General features: G+C 54.0%; 21 protein-coding genes and 1 tRNA gene. 7 read left to right on the plus strand and 15 right to left on the minus strand.

What is annotated here, in order from left to right:
* Positions 1–278 precede the first annotated feature (278 nt).
* The gene (gene argG / locus FHC48_RS06995) at positions 279–1,625 is read left to right on the plus strand and encodes an argininosuccinate synthase (protein ID WP_023344982.1); all 1,347 of its coding nucleotides are present in this window, start codon (positions 279–281) and stop codon (positions 1,623–1,625) included.
* Between the two features lie 178 nt (positions 1,626–1,803).
* Here the strand turns inward: argG and FHC48_RS07000 are convergent.
* The 6 genes from FHC48_RS07000 to rlmE all read right to left on the minus strand — a co-directional run bounded on the left by FHC48_RS07000 (position 1,804) and on the right by rlmE (position 7,396).
* A tRNA-Leu gene (locus FHC48_RS07000) sits at positions 1,804–1,890 on the minus strand.
* 9 nt (positions 1,891–1,899) lie between these two features.
* Positions 1,900–2,232, minus strand: coding sequence for a preprotein translocase subunit SecG (secG, locus tag FHC48_RS07005; protein WP_021242256.1), 333 nt, complete (start codon positions 2,230–2,232; stop codon positions 1,900–1,902).
* 223 nt (positions 2,233–2,455) lie between these two features.
* Entirely contained in the window at positions 2,456–3,793 is a 1,338-nt protein-coding gene (gene glmM, locus FHC48_RS07010; RefSeq protein ID WP_021242257.1) for a phosphoglucosamine mutase, read from the minus strand.
* Complete coding sequence (gene folP, locus FHC48_RS07015; RefSeq protein ID WP_008501468.1) at positions 3,786–4,634, minus strand: dihydropteroate synthase; 849 nt, start codon at positions 4,632–4,634, stop codon at positions 3,786–3,788. Before folP ends, glmM begins: the two co-directional genes overlap by 8 nt.
* A gap of 98 nt (positions 4,635–4,732) precedes the next feature.
* Positions 4,733–6,667, minus strand: coding sequence for an ATP-dependent zinc metalloprotease FtsH (gene ftsH / locus FHC48_RS07020; RefSeq protein ID WP_013098921.1), 1,935 nt, complete (start codon positions 6,665–6,667; stop codon positions 4,733–4,735).
* Positions 6,668–6,769: 102 nt separating this feature from the next.
* Positions 6,770–7,396 carry a 23S rRNA (uridine(2552)-2'-O)-methyltransferase RlmE gene (rlmE, locus tag FHC48_RS07025; RefSeq protein ID WP_003861812.1) on the minus strand — a complete coding sequence of 209 codons (627 nt, stop codon included), beginning with the start codon at positions 7,394–7,396 and terminating at the stop codon, positions 6,770–6,772.
* A 127-nt stretch (positions 7,397–7,523) separates the two neighbouring features.
* Here rlmE and yhbY point away from each other — a divergent pair, with 127 nt between their 5' ends.
* Positions 7,524–7,817 (plus strand): ribosome assembly RNA-binding protein YhbY, encoded by a 294-nt coding sequence (gene yhbY, locus FHC48_RS07030; RefSeq protein WP_003861814.1) that lies wholly within the window; start codon positions 7,524–7,526, stop codon positions 7,815–7,817.
* A 151-nt stretch (positions 7,818–7,968) separates the two neighbouring features.
* Here the strand turns inward: yhbY and greA are convergent, their stop codons facing one another.
* Complete coding sequence (gene greA, locus FHC48_RS07035) at positions 7,969–8,445, minus strand: transcription elongation factor GreA (RefSeq protein WP_003861815.1); 477 nt, start codon at positions 8,443–8,445, stop codon at positions 7,969–7,971.
* A 228-nt stretch (positions 8,446–8,673) separates the two neighbouring features.
* On the opposite strand from greA, the gene dacB reads away from it, so the two are divergent.
* The 3 genes from dacB to pmrB are packed head-to-tail and all read left to right on the plus strand — an operon-like array spanning position 8,674 to position 11,812.
* The gene (gene dacB / locus FHC48_RS07040) at positions 8,674–10,107 is read left to right on the plus strand and encodes a serine-type D-Ala-D-Ala carboxypeptidase (protein WP_023344983.1); all 1,434 of its coding nucleotides are present in this window, start codon (positions 8,674–8,676) and stop codon (positions 10,105–10,107) included.
* A 2-nt stretch (positions 10,108–10,109) separates the two neighbouring features.
* Positions 10,110–10,772: a two-component system response regulator PmrA gene (gene pmrA / locus FHC48_RS07045; RefSeq protein WP_008501465.1), complete on the plus strand. Its 663-nt coding sequence runs from the start codon at positions 10,110–10,112 to the stop codon at positions 10,770–10,772.
* The gene (gene pmrB, locus FHC48_RS07050; RefSeq protein ID WP_045407062.1) at positions 10,769–11,812 is read left to right on the plus strand and encodes a two-component system sensor histidine kinase PmrB; all 1,044 of its coding nucleotides are present in this window, start codon (positions 10,769–10,771) and stop codon (positions 11,810–11,812) included. Before pmrA ends, pmrB begins: the two co-directional genes overlap by 4 nt.
* 34 nt (positions 11,813–11,846) lie before the next feature.
* Here pmrB and cgtA read toward each other — a convergent pair whose 3' ends face one another.
* From cgtA to rplU, 4 genes are all read right to left on the minus strand, one after another.
* A complete protein-coding gene (cgtA, locus tag FHC48_RS07055; RefSeq protein WP_059363816.1) occupies positions 11,847–13,022 on the minus strand; it encodes an Obg family GTPase CgtA in 1,176 nt (391 codons plus the stop codon).
* Between the two features lie 15 nt (positions 13,023–13,037).
* A complete protein-coding gene (locus FHC48_RS07060; RefSeq protein WP_008501462.1) occupies positions 13,038–14,003 on the minus strand; it encodes a DMT family transporter in 966 nt (321 codons plus the stop codon).
* A gap of 96 nt (positions 14,004–14,099) precedes the next feature.
* A complete protein-coding gene (rpmA, locus tag FHC48_RS07065) occupies positions 14,100–14,357 on the minus strand; it encodes a 50S ribosomal protein L27 (RefSeq protein WP_004385076.1) in 258 nt (85 codons plus the stop codon).
* A gap of 19 nt (positions 14,358–14,376) precedes the next feature.
* The gene (gene rplU, locus FHC48_RS07070) at positions 14,377–14,688 is read right to left on the minus strand and encodes a 50S ribosomal protein L21 (protein WP_003025032.1); all 312 of its coding nucleotides are present in this window, start codon (positions 14,686–14,688) and stop codon (positions 14,377–14,379) included.
* Positions 14,689–14,945: 257 nt separating this feature from the next.
* On the opposite strand from rplU, the gene ispB reads away from it, so the two are divergent.
* Together ispB and sfsB are read left to right on the plus strand one after the other, a co-directional pair.
* Positions 14,946–15,917 carry an octaprenyl diphosphate synthase gene (ispB, locus tag FHC48_RS07075; RefSeq protein ID WP_059363814.1) on the plus strand — a complete coding sequence of 324 codons (972 nt, stop codon included), beginning with the start codon at positions 14,946–14,948 and terminating at the stop codon, positions 15,915–15,917.
* Between the two features lie 229 nt (positions 15,918–16,146).
* On the plus strand, positions 16,147–16,434 hold the full coding sequence (gene sfsB / locus FHC48_RS07080) for a DNA-binding transcriptional regulator SfsB (RefSeq protein WP_008501460.1): 288 nt from the start codon (positions 16,147–16,149) through the stop codon (positions 16,432–16,434).
* 60 nt (positions 16,435–16,494) lie between these two features.
* Here the strand turns inward: sfsB and murA are convergent, their stop codons facing one another.
* The 4 genes from murA to mlaC all read right to left on the minus strand — a co-directional run bounded on the left by murA (position 16,495) and on the right by mlaC (position 19,114).
* Complete coding sequence (gene murA / locus FHC48_RS07085) at positions 16,495–17,754, minus strand: UDP-N-acetylglucosamine 1-carboxyvinyltransferase (protein WP_008501459.1); 1,260 nt, start codon at positions 17,752–17,754, stop codon at positions 16,495–16,497.
* A 50-nt stretch (positions 17,755–17,804) separates the two neighbouring features.
* Positions 17,805–18,059 carry a BolA family iron metabolism protein IbaG gene (gene ibaG / locus FHC48_RS07090; RefSeq protein ID WP_008501458.1) on the minus strand — a complete coding sequence of 85 codons (255 nt, stop codon included), beginning with the start codon at positions 18,057–18,059 and terminating at the stop codon, positions 17,805–17,807.
* Between the two features lie 126 nt (positions 18,060–18,185).
* Positions 18,186–18,479 (minus strand): lipid asymmetry maintenance protein MlaB, encoded by a 294-nt coding sequence (gene mlaB / locus FHC48_RS07095; RefSeq protein WP_021242262.1) that lies wholly within the window; start codon positions 18,477–18,479, stop codon positions 18,186–18,188.
* Entirely contained in the window at positions 18,479–19,114 is a 636-nt protein-coding gene (mlaC, locus tag FHC48_RS07100) for a phospholipid-binding protein MlaC (RefSeq protein WP_045353038.1), read from the minus strand. Before mlaC ends, mlaB begins: the two co-directional genes overlap by 1 nt.
* Position 19,115 lies beyond the last annotated feature (1 nt).

The raw sequence follows: 19,115 nt of genomic DNA on the forward strand, positions 1-19,115 counted from the left end.
TGGCAAATTCTACGCGTTTTGGACAGAATTTGCAAATAATGCTGGGATTTGGTACCGAAGACGGGACGTAAAATCGGCGTTTAGTATATTGATAGTTGACCCCACCTGTCAAGGCGACTTCCGCCAGATCGATCAGACCAAATTTTTTACAAAAAACGCATGAGTCTCTTCCGGTCTTCGCCAAAAGATGATTAAATGAATACTCACTTATTTTGCATAAAAATGCACAAGAGAGCGAAAGCGGTCTCTAATCAGTCAATCAAGCAGGGTTTTATTCTATGACGACGATTCTCAAGCATCTTCCGGTAGGACAACGTATTGGCATCGCTTTCTCAGGTGGCCTGGATACCAGCGCTGCACTGCTGTGGATGCGCCAGAAGGGAGCGGTTCCGTATGCTTATACTGCGAACCTGGGTCAGCCGGATGAGGACGACTATGATGCCATTCCTCGTCGCGCGAAAGAGTATGGTGCAGAGAACGCGCGCCTGATTGACTGCCGTAAACAACTGGTCGCGGAAGGTATCGCGGCTATTCAGTGTGGTGCATTCCATAACACTACCGGCGGCCTGACCTATTTCAACACCACTCCGCTGGGCCGTGCGGTCACCGGTACCATGCTGGTTGCCGCCATGAAAGAAGACGGCGTCAACATCTGGGGTGATGGCAGCACCTATAAAGGAAACGATATTGAACGTTTCTATCGTTATGGCCTGCTGACCAACGCCGAATTGCAGATCTACAAACCGTGGCTGGATACCGACTTCATCGACGAGCTGGGTGGTCGTCATGAGATGTCCGAGTTTATGATCGCCTGCGGCTTTGACTATAAGATGTCCGTCGAGAAAGCCTACTCCACCGACTCCAACATGCTGGGTGCGACGCACGAAGCAAAAGACCTGGAATTCCTGAACTCCAGCGTGAAGATCGTTAACCCAATCATGGGCGTGAAGTTCTGGGATGAGAACGTGAAGATCCCGGCAGAAGAAGTGACCGTGCGTTTCGAACGTGGTCATCCGGTTGCGCTGAACGGCAAAACCTTCTCTGATGACGTTGAGCTGATGCTGGAAGCAAACCGTATTGGTGGCCGTCACGGCTTGGGCATGAGCGATCAGATTGAAAACCGTATCATCGAAGCGAAAAGCCGTGGCATCTATGAAGCCCCGGGAATGGCGCTGCTGCATATTGCTTACGAGCGTCTGCTGACTGGTATTCACAACGAAGACACCATTGAGCAGTATCACTCTCATGGCCGTCAGCTGGGCAAACTGCTGTATCAGGGCCGCTGGTTCGATCCGCAGGCGCTGATGCTGCGTGATGCGCTGCAGCGTTGGGTGGCGAGTGCAATTACCGGTGAAGTGACCCTGGAACTACGTCGCGGTAACGACTACTCCATCCTGAACACCGTGTCTGATAACCTGACCTATAAAGCAGAGCGTCTGACCATGGAGAAAGGTGACTCAGTGTTCTCACCGGACGATCGTATTGGCCAGCTGACCATGCGTAACCTGGACATCACCGATACCCGTGAGAAGCTGTTCAACTATGTTGAGAATGGCCTGCTCTCCGCCAGTTCCGGTAACGGTCTGCCGCAGGTTGAGAACCTGGAACACAGCGATAAGAAATAATCGATAATGAAACATGCAAAAGGCGCCCAATGGGCGCCTTTTTGTTCAGCTTTTGTAGGGCGGGTAAGCGCAGCGCCACCCGCCATTTTGCCCGGTGGCGCTGCGCTTACCGGGCCTACGAACGGCAAAAGCTACAGACGAAAAAAAGACGTCTTTCGACGTCTTTCTTCTGGAATATTGGTACCGAGGATGGGACTCGAACCCACAAGCCCGTTAGGGCACTACCACCTCAAGGTAGCGTGTCTACCAATTCCACCACCTCGGTACGGAATACTTACTGCGGGATATCGCTGGTTGGCTTAGCCGGTGCAGCTGGCTGAGTTTGCTCAGTTTTTGCTGGCGCGCTCAGGTTTTCCCACTCGCTTCCTTTGCTGGTCTTGTTGCTGTTGATATTGCCAAGCACCAGACTGATGATGAAGAACAGCGTCGCCAGAATCGCCGTCGTGCGGGTCATGAAGTTCGCAGAACCACTTGAACCGAACAGCGTACCGGAAGCGCCTGCTCCGAAGGAGGCTCCCATATCAGCGCCTTTACCTTGCTGCAGCATAATCAGCGCTACGAGAGCGATGGCTACAATAAGGAAAACAACTAAAAGAGCTTCGTACATAATCAACCTGTTCCTTGCGGATTTGCCGCATACCAATGCTTCGACCAATTAGCAGGATTTCTGTTTCCCACTGAAGCGGGTGTGAATACTAACCAAAGCGAATCACCTTCGCAAGGGCATTTTCGACGCATTGTATCAACTGCGGAAAAAAACAGCAAAAAGCCATTAATTACTTAAAACAAAGGCGGCAAACGCCGCCTTTTTAAACATTTAGCGTGCACGATTATGCAGCTTTAACAGCATCCGCAATACGGTGCGCAAATTCAGTCACCTGCGCTTCGTCTTCGCCTTCCACCATCACGCGGATCAACGGTTCAGTACCAGACTTACGCAGCAGCACGCGTCCACGGCTGCCCAGGGCCGCTTCAACGTCAGCCATCACCGCTTTCACGTTCTCATTTTCCAGCGGATCGCCTTTGCCGGCAGTGAAACGTACGTTTACGAGGATCTGTGGGAACATTTTCATGCCGCTGCACAGATCGTGCAGGCTCATATGGTTGCGCGCCATGGCGGCAACCACCTGCAACGCGGCCACAATACCGTCACCGGTGGTGGTTTTGTCGAGCAGGATCACGTGACCTGAATTCTCAGCGCCGATACGCCAGCCCTTCTCCTGCAATTTTTCCAACACATAGCGGTCACCCACTTTCGCGCGAACGAACGGAATACCGAGCTGTTTCAGCGCCAGTTCCAGGCCCATGTTACTCATCAGCGTCCCGACCGCACCGCCGCGCAGCTGACCCTGACGCAGACCTTCACGCGCAATAATGTAGAGGATCTGGTCGCCGTCGACCTTGTTACCTTCGTGATCAACCATGATCACGCGGTCACCATCGCCGTCCAGCGCAATACCCAGATCGGCTTTTTCTGCCAGCACGCGCGCCTGCAGGGCACGAACGTCCGTCGCACCGACCTGCTCGTTGATGTTCAGACCATCCGGCTCGCAGCCGATGGCGATTACTTTCGCACCCAGTTCGCGGAAGACATTCGGGGCGATGTGATAGGTCGCGCCATTAGCACAGTCCACCACAATTTTGAGGTGGGCCAGGCTCAGCTCATTCGGGAAGGTGCCTTTACAGAATTCGATATAGCGACCCGCCGCATCAACGATACGGTTCGCTTTACCCAGCTCGGCGGAATCAACACAGGTGATCTCTTTTTCCATTTCAGCTTCAATGGCTTCTTCCACCTCATCCGGCAGCTTGGTGCCATCAATAGAGAAGAACTTAATGCCGTTGTCGTAGAACGGGTTGTGAGAGGCCGAGATAACAATCCCCGCTTCCGCACGGAAGGTGCGCGTCAGATACGCGACCGCAGGCGTTGGCATTGGGCCTGTAAAAGAGGCGGACAGTCCAGCCGCCGCCAGTCCCGCTTCCAGCGCGGACTCCAGCATATAGCCGGAAATACGAGTGTCTTTACCGATGATAATTTTACGTGAGCCATGACGCGCCAGAACCTTGCCGGCAGCCCAGCCGAGCTTCAGGACAAAATCAGGGGTGATGGGAGCATCGCCTACGCGCCCACGGATACCGTCGGTACCAAAATATTTACGATTACTCATAGCGTTTGTTTTCCTTCGCTGCCAGTGTGGCTTCCACCACACGCATGGCTTCTACTGTTTCTTTGACGTCATGGACACGAATGATGTGCGCACCCTGCATCGCCGCAATCACCGCGCAGGCCAGGCTGCCGCTCAGGCGTTCGCTCGGGCCTACATTCAGCAACTGGCCAATCATCGACTTTCTCGACATTCCCACCAGCAGCGGCAGGCCAAAGTGATGAAATTCCGATAAGCGCGCAAGCAGCGCATAGTTGTGTGAGAGATTTTTACCGAAACCGAACCCCGGGTCGAGCAGCAATTTCTCTTTTGGGATACCGGCACGTTCACAACGTTCGATATGCTCAATAAAGAAGCGATTTACGTCGGCAAAGACATCGTCATACTTCGGCGCGTCCTGCATGGTTTTCGGTTGCCCCTGCATATGCATCAGGCAAACCGGCAGCCCGGTTTCCGCAGCCGCCTCAATCGCCCCCGGCTCAGTAAGTGAACGAATATCATTGATAATGTGAGCGCCCACTTTCGCCACTTCTCGGATCACTTCCGGTTTGGAGGTATCTACAGAGATCCACACTTCAAACCGCTGCGCGATTGCTTCAACGACCGGCACCACGCGCGCCAGCTCTTCTTCCACAGACACGTCCGCCGCACCGGGACGCGTCGATTCGCCGCCAACGTCAATAATGGTGGCACCTGCATTAATCATTAAATTCGCATGCTTAACCGCCTCGATAAGCGTGTTATGCGTGCCGCCGTCAGAGAAGGAGTCAGGGGTAACATTCAGGATCCCCATCACATGGGGATGTGAAAGATCGAGATGCGAGTCCTGAGCGAATAATTTCATGGCGAAATCCCTGATATCTAAATGGTTAAACAGAAATGAAAAACCCCGGAGCAAGCTCCAGGGTTTGAGGTACAAACAAACGCTTCAACAGCAGTGACTTACTTATCGCCCAACTGTTCTGACATGGTGTTGCCCGGGTTTGGCGTACGCGGTTCATCAACCGGACGCGGCGCACGCGGGGTGCCATTGTTGTCAGAGTTATTGGAAGCGCCTGGGTCTTCCCAGCCTGCTGGCGGACGCACTTCGCGGCGCGCCATCAGGTCGTCAATCTGCGGTGCATCGATGGTCTCATATTTCATGAGCGCATCTTTCATGGAATGCAGAATGTCCATGTTGTCATTCAGGATCTGACGCGCGCGACCGTAGTTACGTTCAATCAGCGCTTTCACTTCCTGGTCGATGATACGAGCCGTTTCATCGGACATATGTTTCGCTTTCGCGACGGAGCGGCCCAGGAACACCTCACCCTCTTCCTCTGCATACAGCAGCGGACCGAGTTTGTCGGAGAAGCCCCACTGAGTCACCATGTTACGCGCCAGGTTTGTCGCCACTTTAATGTCGTTCGACGCACCGGTAGAAACATGTTCCGGACCGTAAATAATCTCTTCCGCCAGACGACCGCCGTACAGGGTTGAGATCTGGCTTTCCAGCTTCTGACGGCTGGCGCTGATCGCGTCGCCTTCAGGCAGGAAAAAGGTCACACCCAGCGCACGACCGCGCGGAATAATCGTCACTTTATGCACCGGATCGTGTTCCGGCACCAGGCGACCGATAATCGCGTGACCCGCTTCGTGGTAAGCCGTGGACTCTTTCTGCGCTTCCGTCATCACCATGGAGCGACGTTCCGCACCCATCATGATCTTGTCTTTCGCTTTCTCGAACTCCACCATCGACACGACGCGCTTGTTACCGCGAGCGGCAAACAGTGCAGCTTCGTTGACCAGGTTAGCGAGATCCGCACCGGAGAAGCCCGGAGTACCGCGCGCAATGATTGCCGCGTCGATATCTGGCGCCAGCGGTACGCGACGCATGTGGACTTTCAGAATCTGTTCACGACCGCGAACATCCGGCAGACCGACAACAACCTGACGGTCGAAACGGCCTGGACGCAGCAGCGCCGGGTCAAGTACGTCCGGACGGTTAGTTGCCGCGATAACGATGATACCTTCGTTACCTTCGAAGCCGTCCATCTCAACCAGCATCTGGTTCAGCGTCTGTTCACGTTCATCGTGACCACCGCCCAGGCCTGCGCCACGCTGGCGGCCTACGGCGTCGATTTCATCGATGAAGATAATGCACGGTGCTGCCTTCTTGGCCTGCTCGAACATGTCACGCACACGAGATGCACCAACACCCACGAACATTTCGACGAAGTCAGAACCTGAAATAGTAAAGAACGGCACCTTCGCTTCACCCGCGATGGCTTTCGCCAGCAGGGTTTTACCGGTACCCGGAGGGCCAACCATCAGCACGCCTTTCGGGATTTTACCGCCCAGCTTCTGGAAACGGCTCGGCTCGCGCAGGTATTCAACCAGTTCACCGACCTCTTCTTTCGCTTCGTCACACCCGGCAACGTCCGCAAAAGTGGTCTTGATCTGATCTTCCGTCAACATACGCGCCTTGCTCTTACCGAACGACATGGCACCTTTGCCACCGCCGCCCTGCATCTGGCGCATAAAGAAGATCCAGACGCCGATAAGCAGCAGCATCGGGAACCAGGAAATGAAGATAGAAGCCAACAGGCTTGGTTCTTCTGGCGGCTCGCCTACCACTTTGACGTTTTTGGTCAGAAGGTTATCAAGCAGCTTAGGATCGTTCACCGGGATGTAAGTCGTGTAACGGTTACTATCTTTCTTGGTAACGTTGATCTCACGTCCGTTGATACGCGCTTCGCGAACCTGGTCCTGATTGACCTCCTGCAGGAAGGTAGAATAATCCACCTTGCGGCCATTCGACTCGCTGGGCCCAAAGCTCTGGAATACTGACATCAGCACAACGGCAATGACCAGCCAGAGTATTAGGTTTTTCGCCATGTCACTCAAGGGATTAACCTCATATTACAACTGTGTTAAAAACAGCGTCAGGATACTCTATATCCAGTTTCATTCAAACTTTCGTCTGAAATCTCCCGGTTATCATTTTCGCCCGGTCGCTACAATATACACTTCACGGGAACGGGCCCGGGAAGAGTCCGGCTTACGAACTTTGACCTTCGCAAACAGGGAGCGAATTTCCTTAAGATACTCCTCGAAACCTTCGCCCTGAAACACCTTCACAACAAAACTACCACCAGGCGCTAGTACATCACGACACATTTCTAACGCTAGCTCCACCAGATACATGGCGCGGGGGATATCCACCGCCGGTGTTCCGCACATATTTGGTGCCATATCTGACATGACAACCTGGACCTTACTGTCACCTACACGATCAAGTAACGCTTTCAGCACTAATTCATCACGAAAGTCGCCCTGAAGGAAGTCGACACCGACGATGGGATCCATTGGTAAAAGATCGCACGCGATGATTCGGCCCGTTCCGCCGATCTGCGTTACCGCATACTGGGACCATCCGCCAGGTGCTGCACCGAGGTCAACAACCGTCATCCCCGGCTTAAAAAGTTTGTCACTTTGCTGTATTTCATCAAGTTTAAACCAGGCACGGGAACGCAACCCCTTTTTCTGTGCCTGTTGAACATATTTATCGCTAAAGTGTTCCTGGAGCCAGCGGCTGGAGCTGGCAGAACGCTTTTTACCTGTCATTTAACATTTCCGTCCTGGTTCATCGTTGCTTGCCTGTGACGTAAATTTCTACGCAGCTATTTGGCGATATAAGGGAGATGGCGGTAGAATGAACCGTTTTCAATCCCAACGTAAGCAAAAATATACGATGAATCTGAGTACTAAACAAAAACAGCACCTTAAAGGTCTGGCACATCCGCTCAAGCCTGTAGTGATGCTTGGCAACAATGGTTTGACCGAAGGGGTGCTTGCCGAGATTGAACAAGCGCTGGAACACCACGAGCTGATCAAGGTGAAAATCGCCTCTGAAGACAGAGACACTAAAAACCTGATCGTGGAAGCCATCGTGCGCGAAACCGGCGCCTGTAATGTACAGGTCATCGGTAAAACGCTGGTGCTCTACCGCCCGTCTAAAGAGCGTAAAATCTCGCTGCCACGTTAAGGATATCCTGAATTAAACACATTTTCTGTGTGAAACGAGGGATTTCTGTCAGCAGGCGAGCAAAATGCCATGCTCCTTGAGTTGATAAAAGGCCGCTACGCGGCCTTTTTCTTTTCTTTACAATGTATCAACATCTTAGTAGAGAAGCGAATTACAGATATTCAACCTTAATAATTTCGTATTCCACTTCACCGCCAGGGGTGCGGATGGTGACAACATCGTCCTGCTCTTTGCCAATCAGGCCACGAGCAATCGGCGAGTTCACCGAAATCAGGTTCTGTTTGAAGTCAGCTTCATCATCACCCACGATGCGATAGGTCTGCTCTTCGTCGTTGTCCAGGTTCAGCACGGTAACGGTTGAACCAAAAATCACACGGCCATTATTCGGCATTTTGGTGATATCGATAACCTGTGCATTGGACAGTTTTGCTTCGATATCTTTAATACGCCCTTCACAGAAGCCCTGCTGCTCACGCGCGGCGTGGTATTCAGCGTTCTCTTTCAGGTCGCCATGCTCACGCGCTTCCGCGATAGCGGCGATGATTTCAGGGCGACGTACGGATTTCAGAAAATCCAGCTCTTCGCGCAGTTTTTCGGCACCACGTAAGGTCATCGGAATAGCTTGCATTTGTTATACCTCTTAAACATTCCTGTTGGGAGCAGTGTTCCCTGCTCCAGCCCACCTGAACAGGCCAGAAGCAAAAAGAAAATCGACCCGGGAGCAACGCCCCAGGTCAGCAGCAATTTTTCAATTTGATACGCATTTTACCGCGAAGTTCACTATGGGTCATCGTTTACTTTGCAGTGCCATGCACCGTAGTATGACGGTTTGTTTTCGGGTTGTTAGCGCGAGATTATGCGATTTTCCAGTTTTATCATCGGATTGACTACCAGTATAACGTTCACCGCCCAGGCCGCGAATGTTGATGAGTACATTAATCAGCTTCCCGCAGGCGCGAACCTCGCCCTGATGGTGCAGAAGGTTGGCGCACAGGCTCCCGAGATTGACTATCACAGTCAACAGATGGCGCTGCCTGCCAGTACCCAAAAGGTGATCACCGCCCTCGCCGCTCTGCTCCAGCTCGGGCCTGACTTCCGTTTTACGACCACCCTTGAAACCAAAGGTAACGTTGAGGGTGGCGAACTGAAAGGCGATCTTATCGCCCGTTTTGGCGGCGATCCAACCTTTAAACGCCAGGATATCCGCAATATGGTTGCGGCGCTGAAAAAAACCGGCGTGCAGAAAATTGATGGCAATGTGCTGATCGACACGTCCATCTTTGCCAGCCACGACAAAGCCCCGGGCTGGCCGTGGAACGACATGACGCAGTGCTTTAGCGCCCCGCCCGCCGCCGCGATTGTTGACCGCAACTGCTTCTCGGTTTCGCTTTACAGTGCGCCAAAGCCGGATGATTTAGCGTTTATCCGCATCGCGTCCTACTACCCGGTCACCATGTTTAGCCAGGTTCGCACGCTGGCCAAGGGTTCCCCCGATGCCCAGTATTGCGAACTGGATGTGGTGCCAGGCGACCTTAACCGCTTCACGCTCACCGGCTGCCTGACGCAGCGCGCCGATCCGCTGCCGCTGGCCTTTGCGATACAGGATGGCGCAAGCTATGCAGGCGCCATTCTGAAAGATGAGCTGAAACAAGCGGGAATAACCTATTCCGGCACCCTGCTTCGTCAGACGCAGGTCAACCAGCCCGGCACGGTCATCGCCAGCAAACAGTCTGCGCCGCTGCACGATTTACTGCGAATTATGCTGAAAAAGTCGGACAATATGATTGCCGATACGGTGTTCCGCATGATTGGCCACGCCCGTTTCGGCGTGCCGGGAACCTGGCGCGCGGGCTCAGACGCGGTGCGTCAGATTCTGCGCCAGCAGGCGGGGATCGATCTGGGTAATACCATCGCCGTCGATGGCTCCGGCCTGTCGCGCCATAATTTGATCTCTCCGGCCACGATGATGCAGGTGCTTCAGTACATTGCACAGCATGACACTGAGCTAAACTTTATTTCAATGCTGCCGCTGGCCGGACATGACGGTTCACTGCAGTACCGCGCAGGGCTTCACGCTGCCGGCGTGGATGGCAAAGTCTCCGCGAAAACAGGCTCACTGCAGGGGGTTTACAACCTTGCAGGCTTCATCACTACCGCCAGCGGACAGCGCATGGCATTCGTGCAGTATCTTTCCGGCTATGCCGTCGAACCGACCGATCAGCGCAATCGTCGTATTCCGCTGGTTCGCTTCGAAAGCAGGCTTTATAAGGACATCTACCAGAATAACTAGCGATGAAACTACTTATAGTTGAAGACGATCTGTTATTGCAGGAAGGGCTGGCGCTGGGGCTGGCCAATGAAGGGTATGCTCTCGACTGTGCAGGCACCGCAGCAGAAGCGGATGCCCTGATCCAGAGCGGCGAATACAGCCTGGTGATCCTCGATTTGGGCTTGCCGGATAAAGACGGCGCCACGCTGCTCAGCCAGTGGCGACGTCGCGGCATCAACAATCCCGTCCTGATCCTGACGGCACGTGATGCCATTGAAGATCGTATCACCGGCCTCGATGCAGGCGCAGATGATTATCTGGTGAAGCCTTTCGCGCTCGCGGAGCTGCAGGCACGGGTGCGAGCGTTGATTCGCCGTTATCAGGGCCATAGTGATAACTTACTGACCGACGGCGACATTACGCTGAATTTGCAAACCCAGCAGGTGCTGCAACAGGATCAGGCCGTAGAGGTCACGCCAAAAGAGTTCGCCTTGCTTACGCGTCTGATCATGCGCAGCGGGCAAACGGTACACAGAGAAACGCTCCAGCAGGATATCTACTCCTGGCAGGACGATCCCGGGTCAAATACCCTTGAGGTCCACATCCATAATCTGAGGCGTAAGCTCGGCAAAGACAGGATCAAAACCGTTCGCGGCGTCGGCTATCGTCTGGAGAGCCAGAAATGAACAGCATGCGTCGGCGTCTGATGGTACTGCTGGCGGTCATTCTCCTGTTTTTCCAGCTGATAAGCGTCATCTGGCTATGGCATGAAAGCCGTGAACAGATTGGTTTTCTGGTCAACGAAACGCTGTCAGCGAAAGCGCGCAATAATCACGTTGAGAAAGAGATACGCGAAGCGATTGCCTCGCTGCTGGTCCCTTCCCTGGTGATGGTTGGCTTTACCCTGCTCTTCTCTTTCTGGGCGGTCACCTGGATAACCCGGCCGCTGAATAAACTCCGCGCCAGCCTCGCTAATCGTTCAGCCGATAACTTAACCCCGCTTCCCATGTATTCCGACATGGAAGAAATTGGCGCGGTGACGACCTCCCTGAACCAGCTGCTGGCCCGGCTGGATAGCACCATTAAGCAGGAACGTCTCTTCACCGCAGACGCCGCTCACGAGCTGAGAACGCCTCTTGCTGGCATCCGGCTCCATCTGGAGCTGATGTCGCAGTCAGGTGCACCACAGGCCGCCACGCTGATTAGCCGTATCGATCAGCTCATGCATACCGTCGAACAGCTGCTGATGCTGGCCCGGGCCGGACAGGCCATGGCGAGCGGACACTACGAAACCGTGAACTGGACGGAAAATATCATTGAACCTCTCGGCCTGGGGCATGAAGCCAAAGAGCATACGGTGATTTGGCCCGCGAAAAGCGCGCTCACGGTTCAGGGAGACGCCGTTCTCCTGCGCCTCATGCTGCGCAACCTGCTGGAGAATGCCGGGCGCTACAGCCCGGCAGGGACAACGATTACAGTGACATTAACCGAGGTCGACGGCGGGACGCAGATTAGCGTTATCGATCAGGGGCCTGGAATTGATGAAGCGCACCGACAGTCAATTACCGAGCCATTCCGCCGTCTTGACCAGCGCTACGGAGGCAGTGGGCTGGGCCTGAGCATCGTGCAGCGCATCCTCCAGCTCCACCACGGCAGGCTAACGCTTGAGAATGGCGCTGAAGGTGGCTTAATCGCCAGCTGCTGGCTGCCCGCAACGCTGGAATAAAAAAAGCCCCCATAACGGGGGCTTTGAACAGCAATTAGTGCTTGTAGATGAACTCGACGCCTTCTTCGTCGTCTTCATCCCAGTCATCATCCCAGTCTTCATCGTCTTCTTCCACTTCCAGCTCTTCGAGCTGCTGGCGGTGGTAGTCATCCCACATGAATTCGACTTTTTCAGGCTGTTTGACTTCTTCCGCCTGAACAATTGGGTTCTCAATGATGAAGGTCATCACATCCCAGCACAGATCTTTCACGCCAACCTGGCTTGCCGCAGAGATCAGGTAGTATTTATCTTCCCAACCCATCGCTTCAGCAATGGCTTTCGCTTTTGCTTCCGCTTCGGCTTTGTCCATCAGGTCGATCTTGTTGAAGACCAGCCAGCGTGGTTTGTTCGCCAGTTTCTCGCTGTATTTCTCCAGCTCGCCAACGATGATGCGGGCGTTTTCAACCGGATCGGAACCGTCGATAGGATCGATATCAATGAGGTGCAGCAGCACGCGGCAGCGCTCAAGGTGTTTCAGGAAGCGAATACCCAGACCCGCCCCTTCCGCGGCGCCTTCAATCAGGCCCGGAATATCGGCGACCACGAAGCTCTTCTCGTTATCCATACGGACAACGCCCAGGCTTGGTACCAGCGTGGTAAACGGATAGTCAGCCACTTTTGGCTTCGCCGCAGAAACCGCGCGAATAAACGTCGATTTACCTGCATTTGGCATACCCAGCATGCCCACGTCAGCCAGAAGCATCAGTTCCAGCTGCAGGTCGCGCTTATCGCCCGGCGTACCCATCGTTTTCTGACGCGGCGTACGGTTAACGGAAGATTTGAAACGGCTGTTACCCAGACCGTGCCAGCCGCCTTTCGCCACCATCAGGCGCTGACCGTGTTTGGTCATGTCGCCCATGGTTTCACCCGTCCCCTGGTCAATCACACGCGTACCGACCGGAACTTTAATGGTGACGTCTTTACCGCGTTTCCCGGTACAGTCACGGCTCTGGCCGTTCTGGCCACGTTCGGCGCGGAAGGATTTTTCGAAACGGTAGTCGATCAGCGTGTTGAGGTTCTCATCCGCCTCCAGCCACACGTCACCACCATCCCCACCGTCGCCGCCATCAGGACCGCCACGAGGGATATACTTTTCACGGCGGAAGCTCACGCAACCGTTGCCGCCATCACCAGCCACGACCAGGATCGTCGCTTCATCAACAAACTTCATTTTACTCTCCGTAACTCATTCGCCTGAGCGGGGGACTACTACAACCGCTTCATTTTTGCGCCAACGTCCCCAAAGACGATGACCAATGGCGGAATACATCGCGCCCGCAACCACGACAAACGCACCGAGATAACCCAACAGGTTGAGCATCGGTCTGACGAAGACATCGGGCCAGGCCATTGATAACAAATCTGAAAATAACAGCGTAAACAGCGGGGTAAGCGTGATCAACGCGCTCACCTGTGCTGCCTGCCAGCGCGCCATCGCTTCGGCCAGCGCGCCATAACCGACCAGCGTGTTCAGCCCACAAAAAATGAGGCACGCCAGTTGCCAGTCGCTAAGCTGGGTAATCACGCCCGGCTTCGCTAATGGCAGCAATGCTATTGTACACAAAGTGTACAGCAAAAAGAGGATCTGCTGTGAGGCAAGCCGACGCAATAACACCTTTTGCGCGACGCCATAGCTCACCCAGACCGTTGCTGCCCCCACACCGAAAATGACACCCCAGGTGTAATCCGTCAGGCGGGTAAAAATCTCGATCAGACTGGTGTTGAAGAACATCACCAGACCGCACAACAGCATGCTCGCCCCGATAATCTGCGTACCGCGCATCTTCTCCTTGAGGATAAAGACGCTGGCGACCATCATGCCCACCGGCGAAAGCTGACCAATCACCTGCGACGCCGTGGGGCTGAGATATTGCAGGGAAGAGCTGAACAGGATGAAGTTACCGAACAGACCGCCCGTCGCGATAGCCAGCAATACCAGCCAGCGCGGTTTACGGAAGAGCCGCAAGGGTGGAAGCTTACCTTTGATGGCCAGAATCGCCCCGAGGCCGATGCTTGCCATCAGAAAGCGATAAAAGACCACCGTAGGCGGCTCCATCACTTCCAGTACCTGCTTCATTGCAATTGGCAGCGCACCCCAGCACATTGCGGTTGTGAGCGCCAAAAGAATTCCTATGCCGGCCTGCTGCTTCATGCCCGCTTTCCCTACAGAAAAAATTACCGGGTTTCCAATGTAAAAAGCCCCGCAACAGGTTGCGGGGCTTTAATCCGTTACCGGACCGAGAAAACCTTACTCAGCAACGATGCTGATGTATTTACGGTTGTTCGGGCCTTTAACTTCAAATTTCACTTTACCGTCTGCTTTAGCAAACAGAGTGTGGTCACGACCGCAACCTACGTTGTTGCCAGCGTGGAATTTGGTACCACGTTGACGAACGATGATGCTACCCGCCAGAACGGATTCGCCACCGAAACGCTTAACGCCCAGGCGTTTAGCTTCTGAATCGCGACCGTTACGTGTGGAGCCGCCAGCCTTTTTATGTGCCATTTAAATCTCTCCTCAGGTCTTAGGCGCTGATGCCAGTAATTTTCACATCAGTGAACCACTGACGGTGGCCCTGCTGCTTACGGTAGTGCTTACGACGACGAAACTTAACGATTTTAACTTTCTCGCCACGACCGTGTGCAACAACTTCAGCTTTGATAACGCCGCCATCAACGAAAGGAACGCCGATTTTGACTTCTTCACCGTTTGCGATCATCAGAACTTCTGCGAACTCAACAGATTCGCCAGTTGCGATGTCCAGCTTTTCCAGGCGAACGGTCTGACCTTCGCTTACTCGGTGTTGTTTACCACCACTTTGGAAAACCGCGTACATATAAACTCCGCTTCCGCGCACGTCCTCGTATGAATCAGAGTGCGCTATAAATATTCACAATAGGGCGCGAATATTACGCAAAACGCGAGCCTTTGACAAGTGCTACCGTCAATACATGAAGAAAAAAAACACAACACGTACGGTAACGTTTATCTGAGCCGTTTTTTCAGTACAATCAGCACTACTATTGATAAACCGAAACCCTTCGTTACCCCATTGAAGATGGGATCAACAGGATAAAAAGCCCGGCTTTTGCGATGAATTTAGAAAAAATCAACGAGTTAACCGCGCAAGATATGGCGGGTGTGAATGCAGCAATCCTGGAGCAACTCAACTCTGACGTTCAGCTGATCAATCAGTTGGGCTATTACATTGTCAGCGGCGGCGGTAAACGCATTCGTCCGATGATTGCTATTCTGGCTGCCAGAGCCGTTGGCTATCAGGGAAATGCCCACATCACTATCGCCGCGCTCATCGAATTTATCCACACGGCGACGCTTCTGCACGACGATGTGGTGGATGAATCGGATATGCGTCGTGGCAAAGCCACGGCTAACGCCGCGTTCGGGAACGCAGCCAGCGTCCTGGTGGGGGATTTTATCTATACGCGCGCCTTCCAGATGATGACCAGCCTGGGTTCCCTGAAAGTGCTGGAAGTGATGTCCGAAGCCGTTAACGTCATCGCTGAAGGCGAAGTGCTGCAGCTGATGAACGTCAACGACCCGGACATCACTGAAGAAAACTACATGCGCGTCATCTACAGCAAAACCGCGCGCCTGTTTGAAGCGGCGGCCCAGTGTTCCGGCATTTTGGCGGGCTGTACCGAAGCGCAGGAAAAAGGCCTGCAGGACTATGGCCGCTATCTGGGCACAGCCTTCCAGCTGATTGACGATCTGCTGGACTACAGTGCGGACGGCGAGACGCTCGGCAAAAACGTTGGCGATGACCTGAACGAAGGCAAACCGACCCTGCCGCTGCTCCACGCCATGCGTAACGGAACGGCCGACCAGGCGAAGATGATCCGTGAAGCGATTGAGCAGGGAAATGGCCGCCATCTTCTGGAAGCTGTACTGGAAACCATGGCAATCTGCGGATCGCTGGAATGGACGCGTCAGCGTGCAGAAGAAGAAGCCGACAAAGCCATCGAAGCCCTTCAGGTTATTCCCGACAGCCCATGGCGCGAGGCACTGATTGGTCTTGCCCACATCGCCGTTCAGCGCGACCGTTAATCTCCCTTTTTCTCCCCGCGATCCTGGCGGGGAGATTCCAGTACACACCAGTAAATTCCGCGTTCATGTAAATTCATCGGTTTAGAGACCGCATGAATAAAGCCATGTCTTATTCTGAATATTCCTTCAAGTAACGCGAACTTTTTAGAACAAGAGTTCGAAATGGGTATAGTAAACCCGTCGTTTCAGAAGAAACGGCGTAGGTGAATCCGAACTTAAGGACGGCGTTATGGATACGAAATTTATCGACTGGCACACGGCTGATATTATTGCCGCACTGCGCAAAAAAGGCACTTCACTGGCAGCAGAGTCCCGCCGCCATGGACTGAGTTCTTCAACTCTGGCAAACGCCCTCACCCGCCCCTGGCCAAAAGGAGAATTAATTATCGCAACGGCGCTGGACACGCATCCGTGGGTGATTTGGCCTTCGCGCTACCACGATCCTGTCACCCATGAATTTATCGACAGATCGCGCATGATTCGCCAGAGAAAAGTAAAAAAAGAATCGCAGGAATAAGGTTTTTTTGACAGGAACAGCAACCCCCCGGTCATTTCTGGCAGGGGGCTGCCGGAACGATTACTCGCCCTTCACACGCTCGATATTGGCACCCAGCGCGCGCAGTTTATCTTCGATACGCTCATAGCCACGATCGATGTGATAAATACGATCCACGATCGTTGTGCCTTCCGCGATACAACCCGCCAATACCAGGCTGGCAGACGCACGCAGATCGGTTGCCATCACCTGAGCACCGGACAGTTTCTCAACGCCGTGGCAAATCACGGTATTACTTTCGATCTCGGCACGTGCCCCCATACGGATCAGCTCCGGTACGTGCATAAAGCGGTTCTCGAAAATGGTTTCCGTGATAAAGCCGGTCCCTTCGGCGACCAGGTTCAACAAGGTGAACTGTGCCTGCATGTCAGTTGGGAACGCCGGATGCGGTGCCGTACGCACATTGACCGCTTTTGGACGCTGTCCATGCATATCAAGGCTGATCCAGTCTTCACCGATTTCGATATCCGCACCCGCATCGCGCAGTTTCGCCAGCACTGCATCCAGGGTATCTGGCTGCGCGTTGCGACAAACAATTTTCCCGCCAGAGATCGCAGCAGCGATCAGGAAGGTACCGGTTTCGATACGGTCCGGCAGTACGCGATAGACACCCCCGCCCAGACGCTCAACGCCTTCGATGGTGATGCGGTCGGTACCCTGACCGGAGATCTTCGCACCCAGCGCCACGAGGAAGTTGGCAGTATCCACAATCTCCGGTTCACGCGCGGCGTTTTCGATGATCGTGGTCCCTTCTGCCAGCGTTGCCGCAGACATAATGGTCACCGTTGCGCCCACGCTCACTTTGTCCATAACAATGTGTGCGCCTTTCAGACGACCATTGACGGACGCTTTAACGTAGCCTTCTTCCAGCTTGATCTCTGCACCCAGTTTTTCCAGGCCAAAGATGTGCAGGTCAACCGGACGCGCACCGATAGCGCAACCGCCCGGCAGCGAAACCTGACCCTGACCGAAACGCGCCACCAGCGGGCCAAGCGCCCAGATGGAAGCACGCATGGTTTTCACCAGATCGTAAGGGGCAGAGAAGTTATTCACCTTGCTGGCGTCGATCCAGACGGAACCGTTACGCTCGACTTTCGTGCCCAACTGGGTGAGCAGCTTCATGGTGGTGTCGATATCTTTCAGCTTCGGTACGTTCTGAATCTCTACTGGCTCTTCCGCGAGCAGTGCAGCAAAGAGGATGGGCAGCGCGGCGTTTTTCGCGCCAGAAATTGTGACTTCGCCCTGGAGACGCGTTGGCCCCTGTACACGAAATTTATCCATGGTGTGCTCTCTTATAAATTCAACCGTGCTGCGGGCCTGTCGCCCTCAGCTCAAAAACCGTTTAGTTTGCGATCGCGTGCCCACTCTTGCGGGGTGAACGCTTTAATCGACAGGGCGTGGATGCGGTTATCCGCAATATATTCCATCAGCGGCGCGTACACAGCCTGCTGTTTCTTCACACGGCTCATACCGTCGAACATCTCACCCACAGCAATAACCTGGAAGTGACTGCCATCGCCTGTGACGTGGGCTTCCTGAAGTGAGAGTGCATTCATCAGCACTGTCTGGATTTCATGATTTTCCATGGGCTCTTAATCATCTGATAGTGAAAACAAGCCCAACATCTTAGAGCAAAGTGGCGTCGTCTTAAACAAGCAAAAAGCCCCGACGATGAAACTGTCAGGGCTTTCGGAAGTAACGCACTGAAAATATTAACGAGGCAGTACGTCCTGAGGGAGATTGTAGAGCTGCGCCAGAGTCACGACATTCTCGCTCGCGCCGCGAAGCGTGACGCTCGCCCCCTGCTTTTTCCCTACCGCAACCAGATGGGCAAGCAGTGCAACGCCTGCCGTATCTACCCGCGTGACGTCGGTTAAGTCAATAACCGTCACGCCCTGCATGGCCTCATGGCGTTTATCCCATAAGGGGTTCAGCAGATCCTGATCCAGCTCACCGGACAGCTTTAATGTCTCGCCTTCACGCGACCAGCTGAGTTGCTGTGACATTACTTCTTCTCGTCCAGACTAATTTTCTGACGAGCGATGGACTGCAGCTGCGCGGTCAGGCCATCAATCCCCTTGGTGCGCAGCAGGTCGCTCCACTCGTTCTGTTTGGTGGTGATCATGCTTACGCCTTCGGCGATCATGTCATACGCCTGCCAGTGGCCGGTCTGGCTGTTTTTACGCCACTGGAAATCCAGACGCACCGGCGGACGGCCGTTAGGATCGTTGATCGTTACGCGAATAGGGACGATGGTCGCATCACCCAGCGGCTGCTCCGGGGCGATCTGATAGGTCTGACCGTGGTACATCGCCAGCGCCTGACCATAAGCCTGCTTCAGGTATTCACGGAAAGCGGCAAAATAGGCCTCACGCTGCGCCGGGGTTGCGTCTTTGTAATAGCGGCCAAGCACCAGTGCTCCCGCATATTTGATCTGCACGTACGGCAGCAGCTCCTGGTCAACCACGTCACGCAGGTAATCAGGATTAGCACGAATCTTAGGCTGCTCGTTTTTAAGACGATCGAAGGTTTTCTTCGCGGCTTCGTCCATCAGTTTGTACGGGTTACTCTGATCCGCCGCGTGTACCGCGGTGAGAGGGGAAATAACCAGCATGGCAACCATTAACAGTCGTTTAAACATG

Origin of the sequence: Enterobacter sp. EC_50, assembly GCF_019584525.1 — a bacterium.
GTDB classification, from domain to species: domain Bacteria; phylum Pseudomonadota; class Gammaproteobacteria; order Enterobacterales; family Enterobacteriaceae; genus Enterobacter; species Enterobacter roggenkampii.

Excerpts from the sequence above, each read along its gene's own strand:
- argG (WP_023344982.1), top strand. The coding sequence starts at position 279 with ATGACGACGATTCTCAAGCATCTTCCGGTAGGACAACGTATTGGCATC.
- secG (WP_021242256.1), bottom strand. The coding sequence starts at position 2,232 with ATGTACGAAGCTCTTTTAGTTGTTTTCCTTATTGTAGCCATCGCTCTC.
- glmM (WP_021242257.1), bottom strand. The coding sequence starts at position 3,793 with ATGAGTAATCGTAAATATTTTGGTACCGACGGTATCCGTGGGCGCGTA.
- folP (WP_008501468.1), bottom strand. The coding sequence starts at position 4,634 with ATGAAATTATTCGCTCAGGACTCGCATCTCGATCTTTCACATCCCCAT.
- ftsH (WP_013098921.1), bottom strand. The coding sequence starts at position 6,667 with ATGGCGAAAAACCTAATACTCTGGCTGGTCATTGCCGTTGTGCTGATG.
- rlmE (WP_003861812.1), bottom strand. The coding sequence starts at position 7,396 with ATGACAGGTAAAAAGCGTTCTGCCAGCTCCAGCCGCTGGCTCCAGGAA.
- yhbY (WP_003861814.1), top strand. The coding sequence starts at position 7,524 with ATGAATCTGAGTACTAAACAAAAACAGCACCTTAAAGGTCTGGCACAT.
- greA (WP_003861815.1), bottom strand. The coding sequence starts at position 8,445 with ATGCAAGCTATTCCGATGACCTTACGTGGTGCCGAAAAACTGCGCGAA.
- dacB (WP_023344983.1), top strand. The coding sequence starts at position 8,674 with ATGCGATTTTCCAGTTTTATCATCGGATTGACTACCAGTATAACGTTC.
- pmrA (WP_008501465.1), top strand. The coding sequence starts at position 10,110 with ATGAAACTACTTATAGTTGAAGACGATCTGTTATTGCAGGAAGGGCTG.
- pmrB (WP_045407062.1), top strand. The coding sequence starts at position 10,769 with ATGAACAGCATGCGTCGGCGTCTGATGGTACTGCTGGCGGTCATTCTC.
- cgtA (WP_059363816.1), bottom strand. The coding sequence starts at position 13,022 with ATGAAGTTTGTTGATGAAGCGACGATCCTGGTCGTGGCTGGTGATGGC.
- FHC48_RS07060 (WP_008501462.1), bottom strand. The coding sequence starts at position 14,003 with ATGAAGCAGCAGGCCGGCATAGGAATTCTTTTGGCGCTCACAACCGCA.
- rpmA (WP_004385076.1), bottom strand. The coding sequence starts at position 14,357 with ATGGCACATAAAAAGGCTGGCGGCTCCACACGTAACGGTCGCGATTCA.
- rplU (WP_003025032.1), bottom strand. The coding sequence starts at position 14,688 with ATGTACGCGGTTTTCCAAAGTGGTGGTAAACAACACCGAGTAAGCGAA.
- ispB (WP_059363814.1), top strand. The coding sequence starts at position 14,946 with ATGAATTTAGAAAAAATCAACGAGTTAACCGCGCAAGATATGGCGGGT.
- sfsB (WP_008501460.1), top strand. The coding sequence starts at position 16,147 with ATGGATACGAAATTTATCGACTGGCACACGGCTGATATTATTGCCGCA.
- murA (WP_008501459.1), bottom strand. The coding sequence starts at position 17,754 with ATGGATAAATTTCGTGTACAGGGGCCAACGCGTCTCCAGGGCGAAGTC.
- ibaG (WP_008501458.1), bottom strand. The coding sequence starts at position 18,059 with ATGGAAAATCATGAAATCCAGACAGTGCTGATGAATGCACTCTCACTT.
- mlaB (WP_021242262.1), bottom strand. The coding sequence starts at position 18,479 with ATGTCACAGCAACTCAGCTGGTCGCGTGAAGGCGAGACATTAAAGCTG.
- mlaC (WP_045353038.1), bottom strand. The coding sequence starts at position 19,114 with ATGTTTAAACGACTGTTAATGGTTGCCATGCTGGTTATTTCCCCTCTC.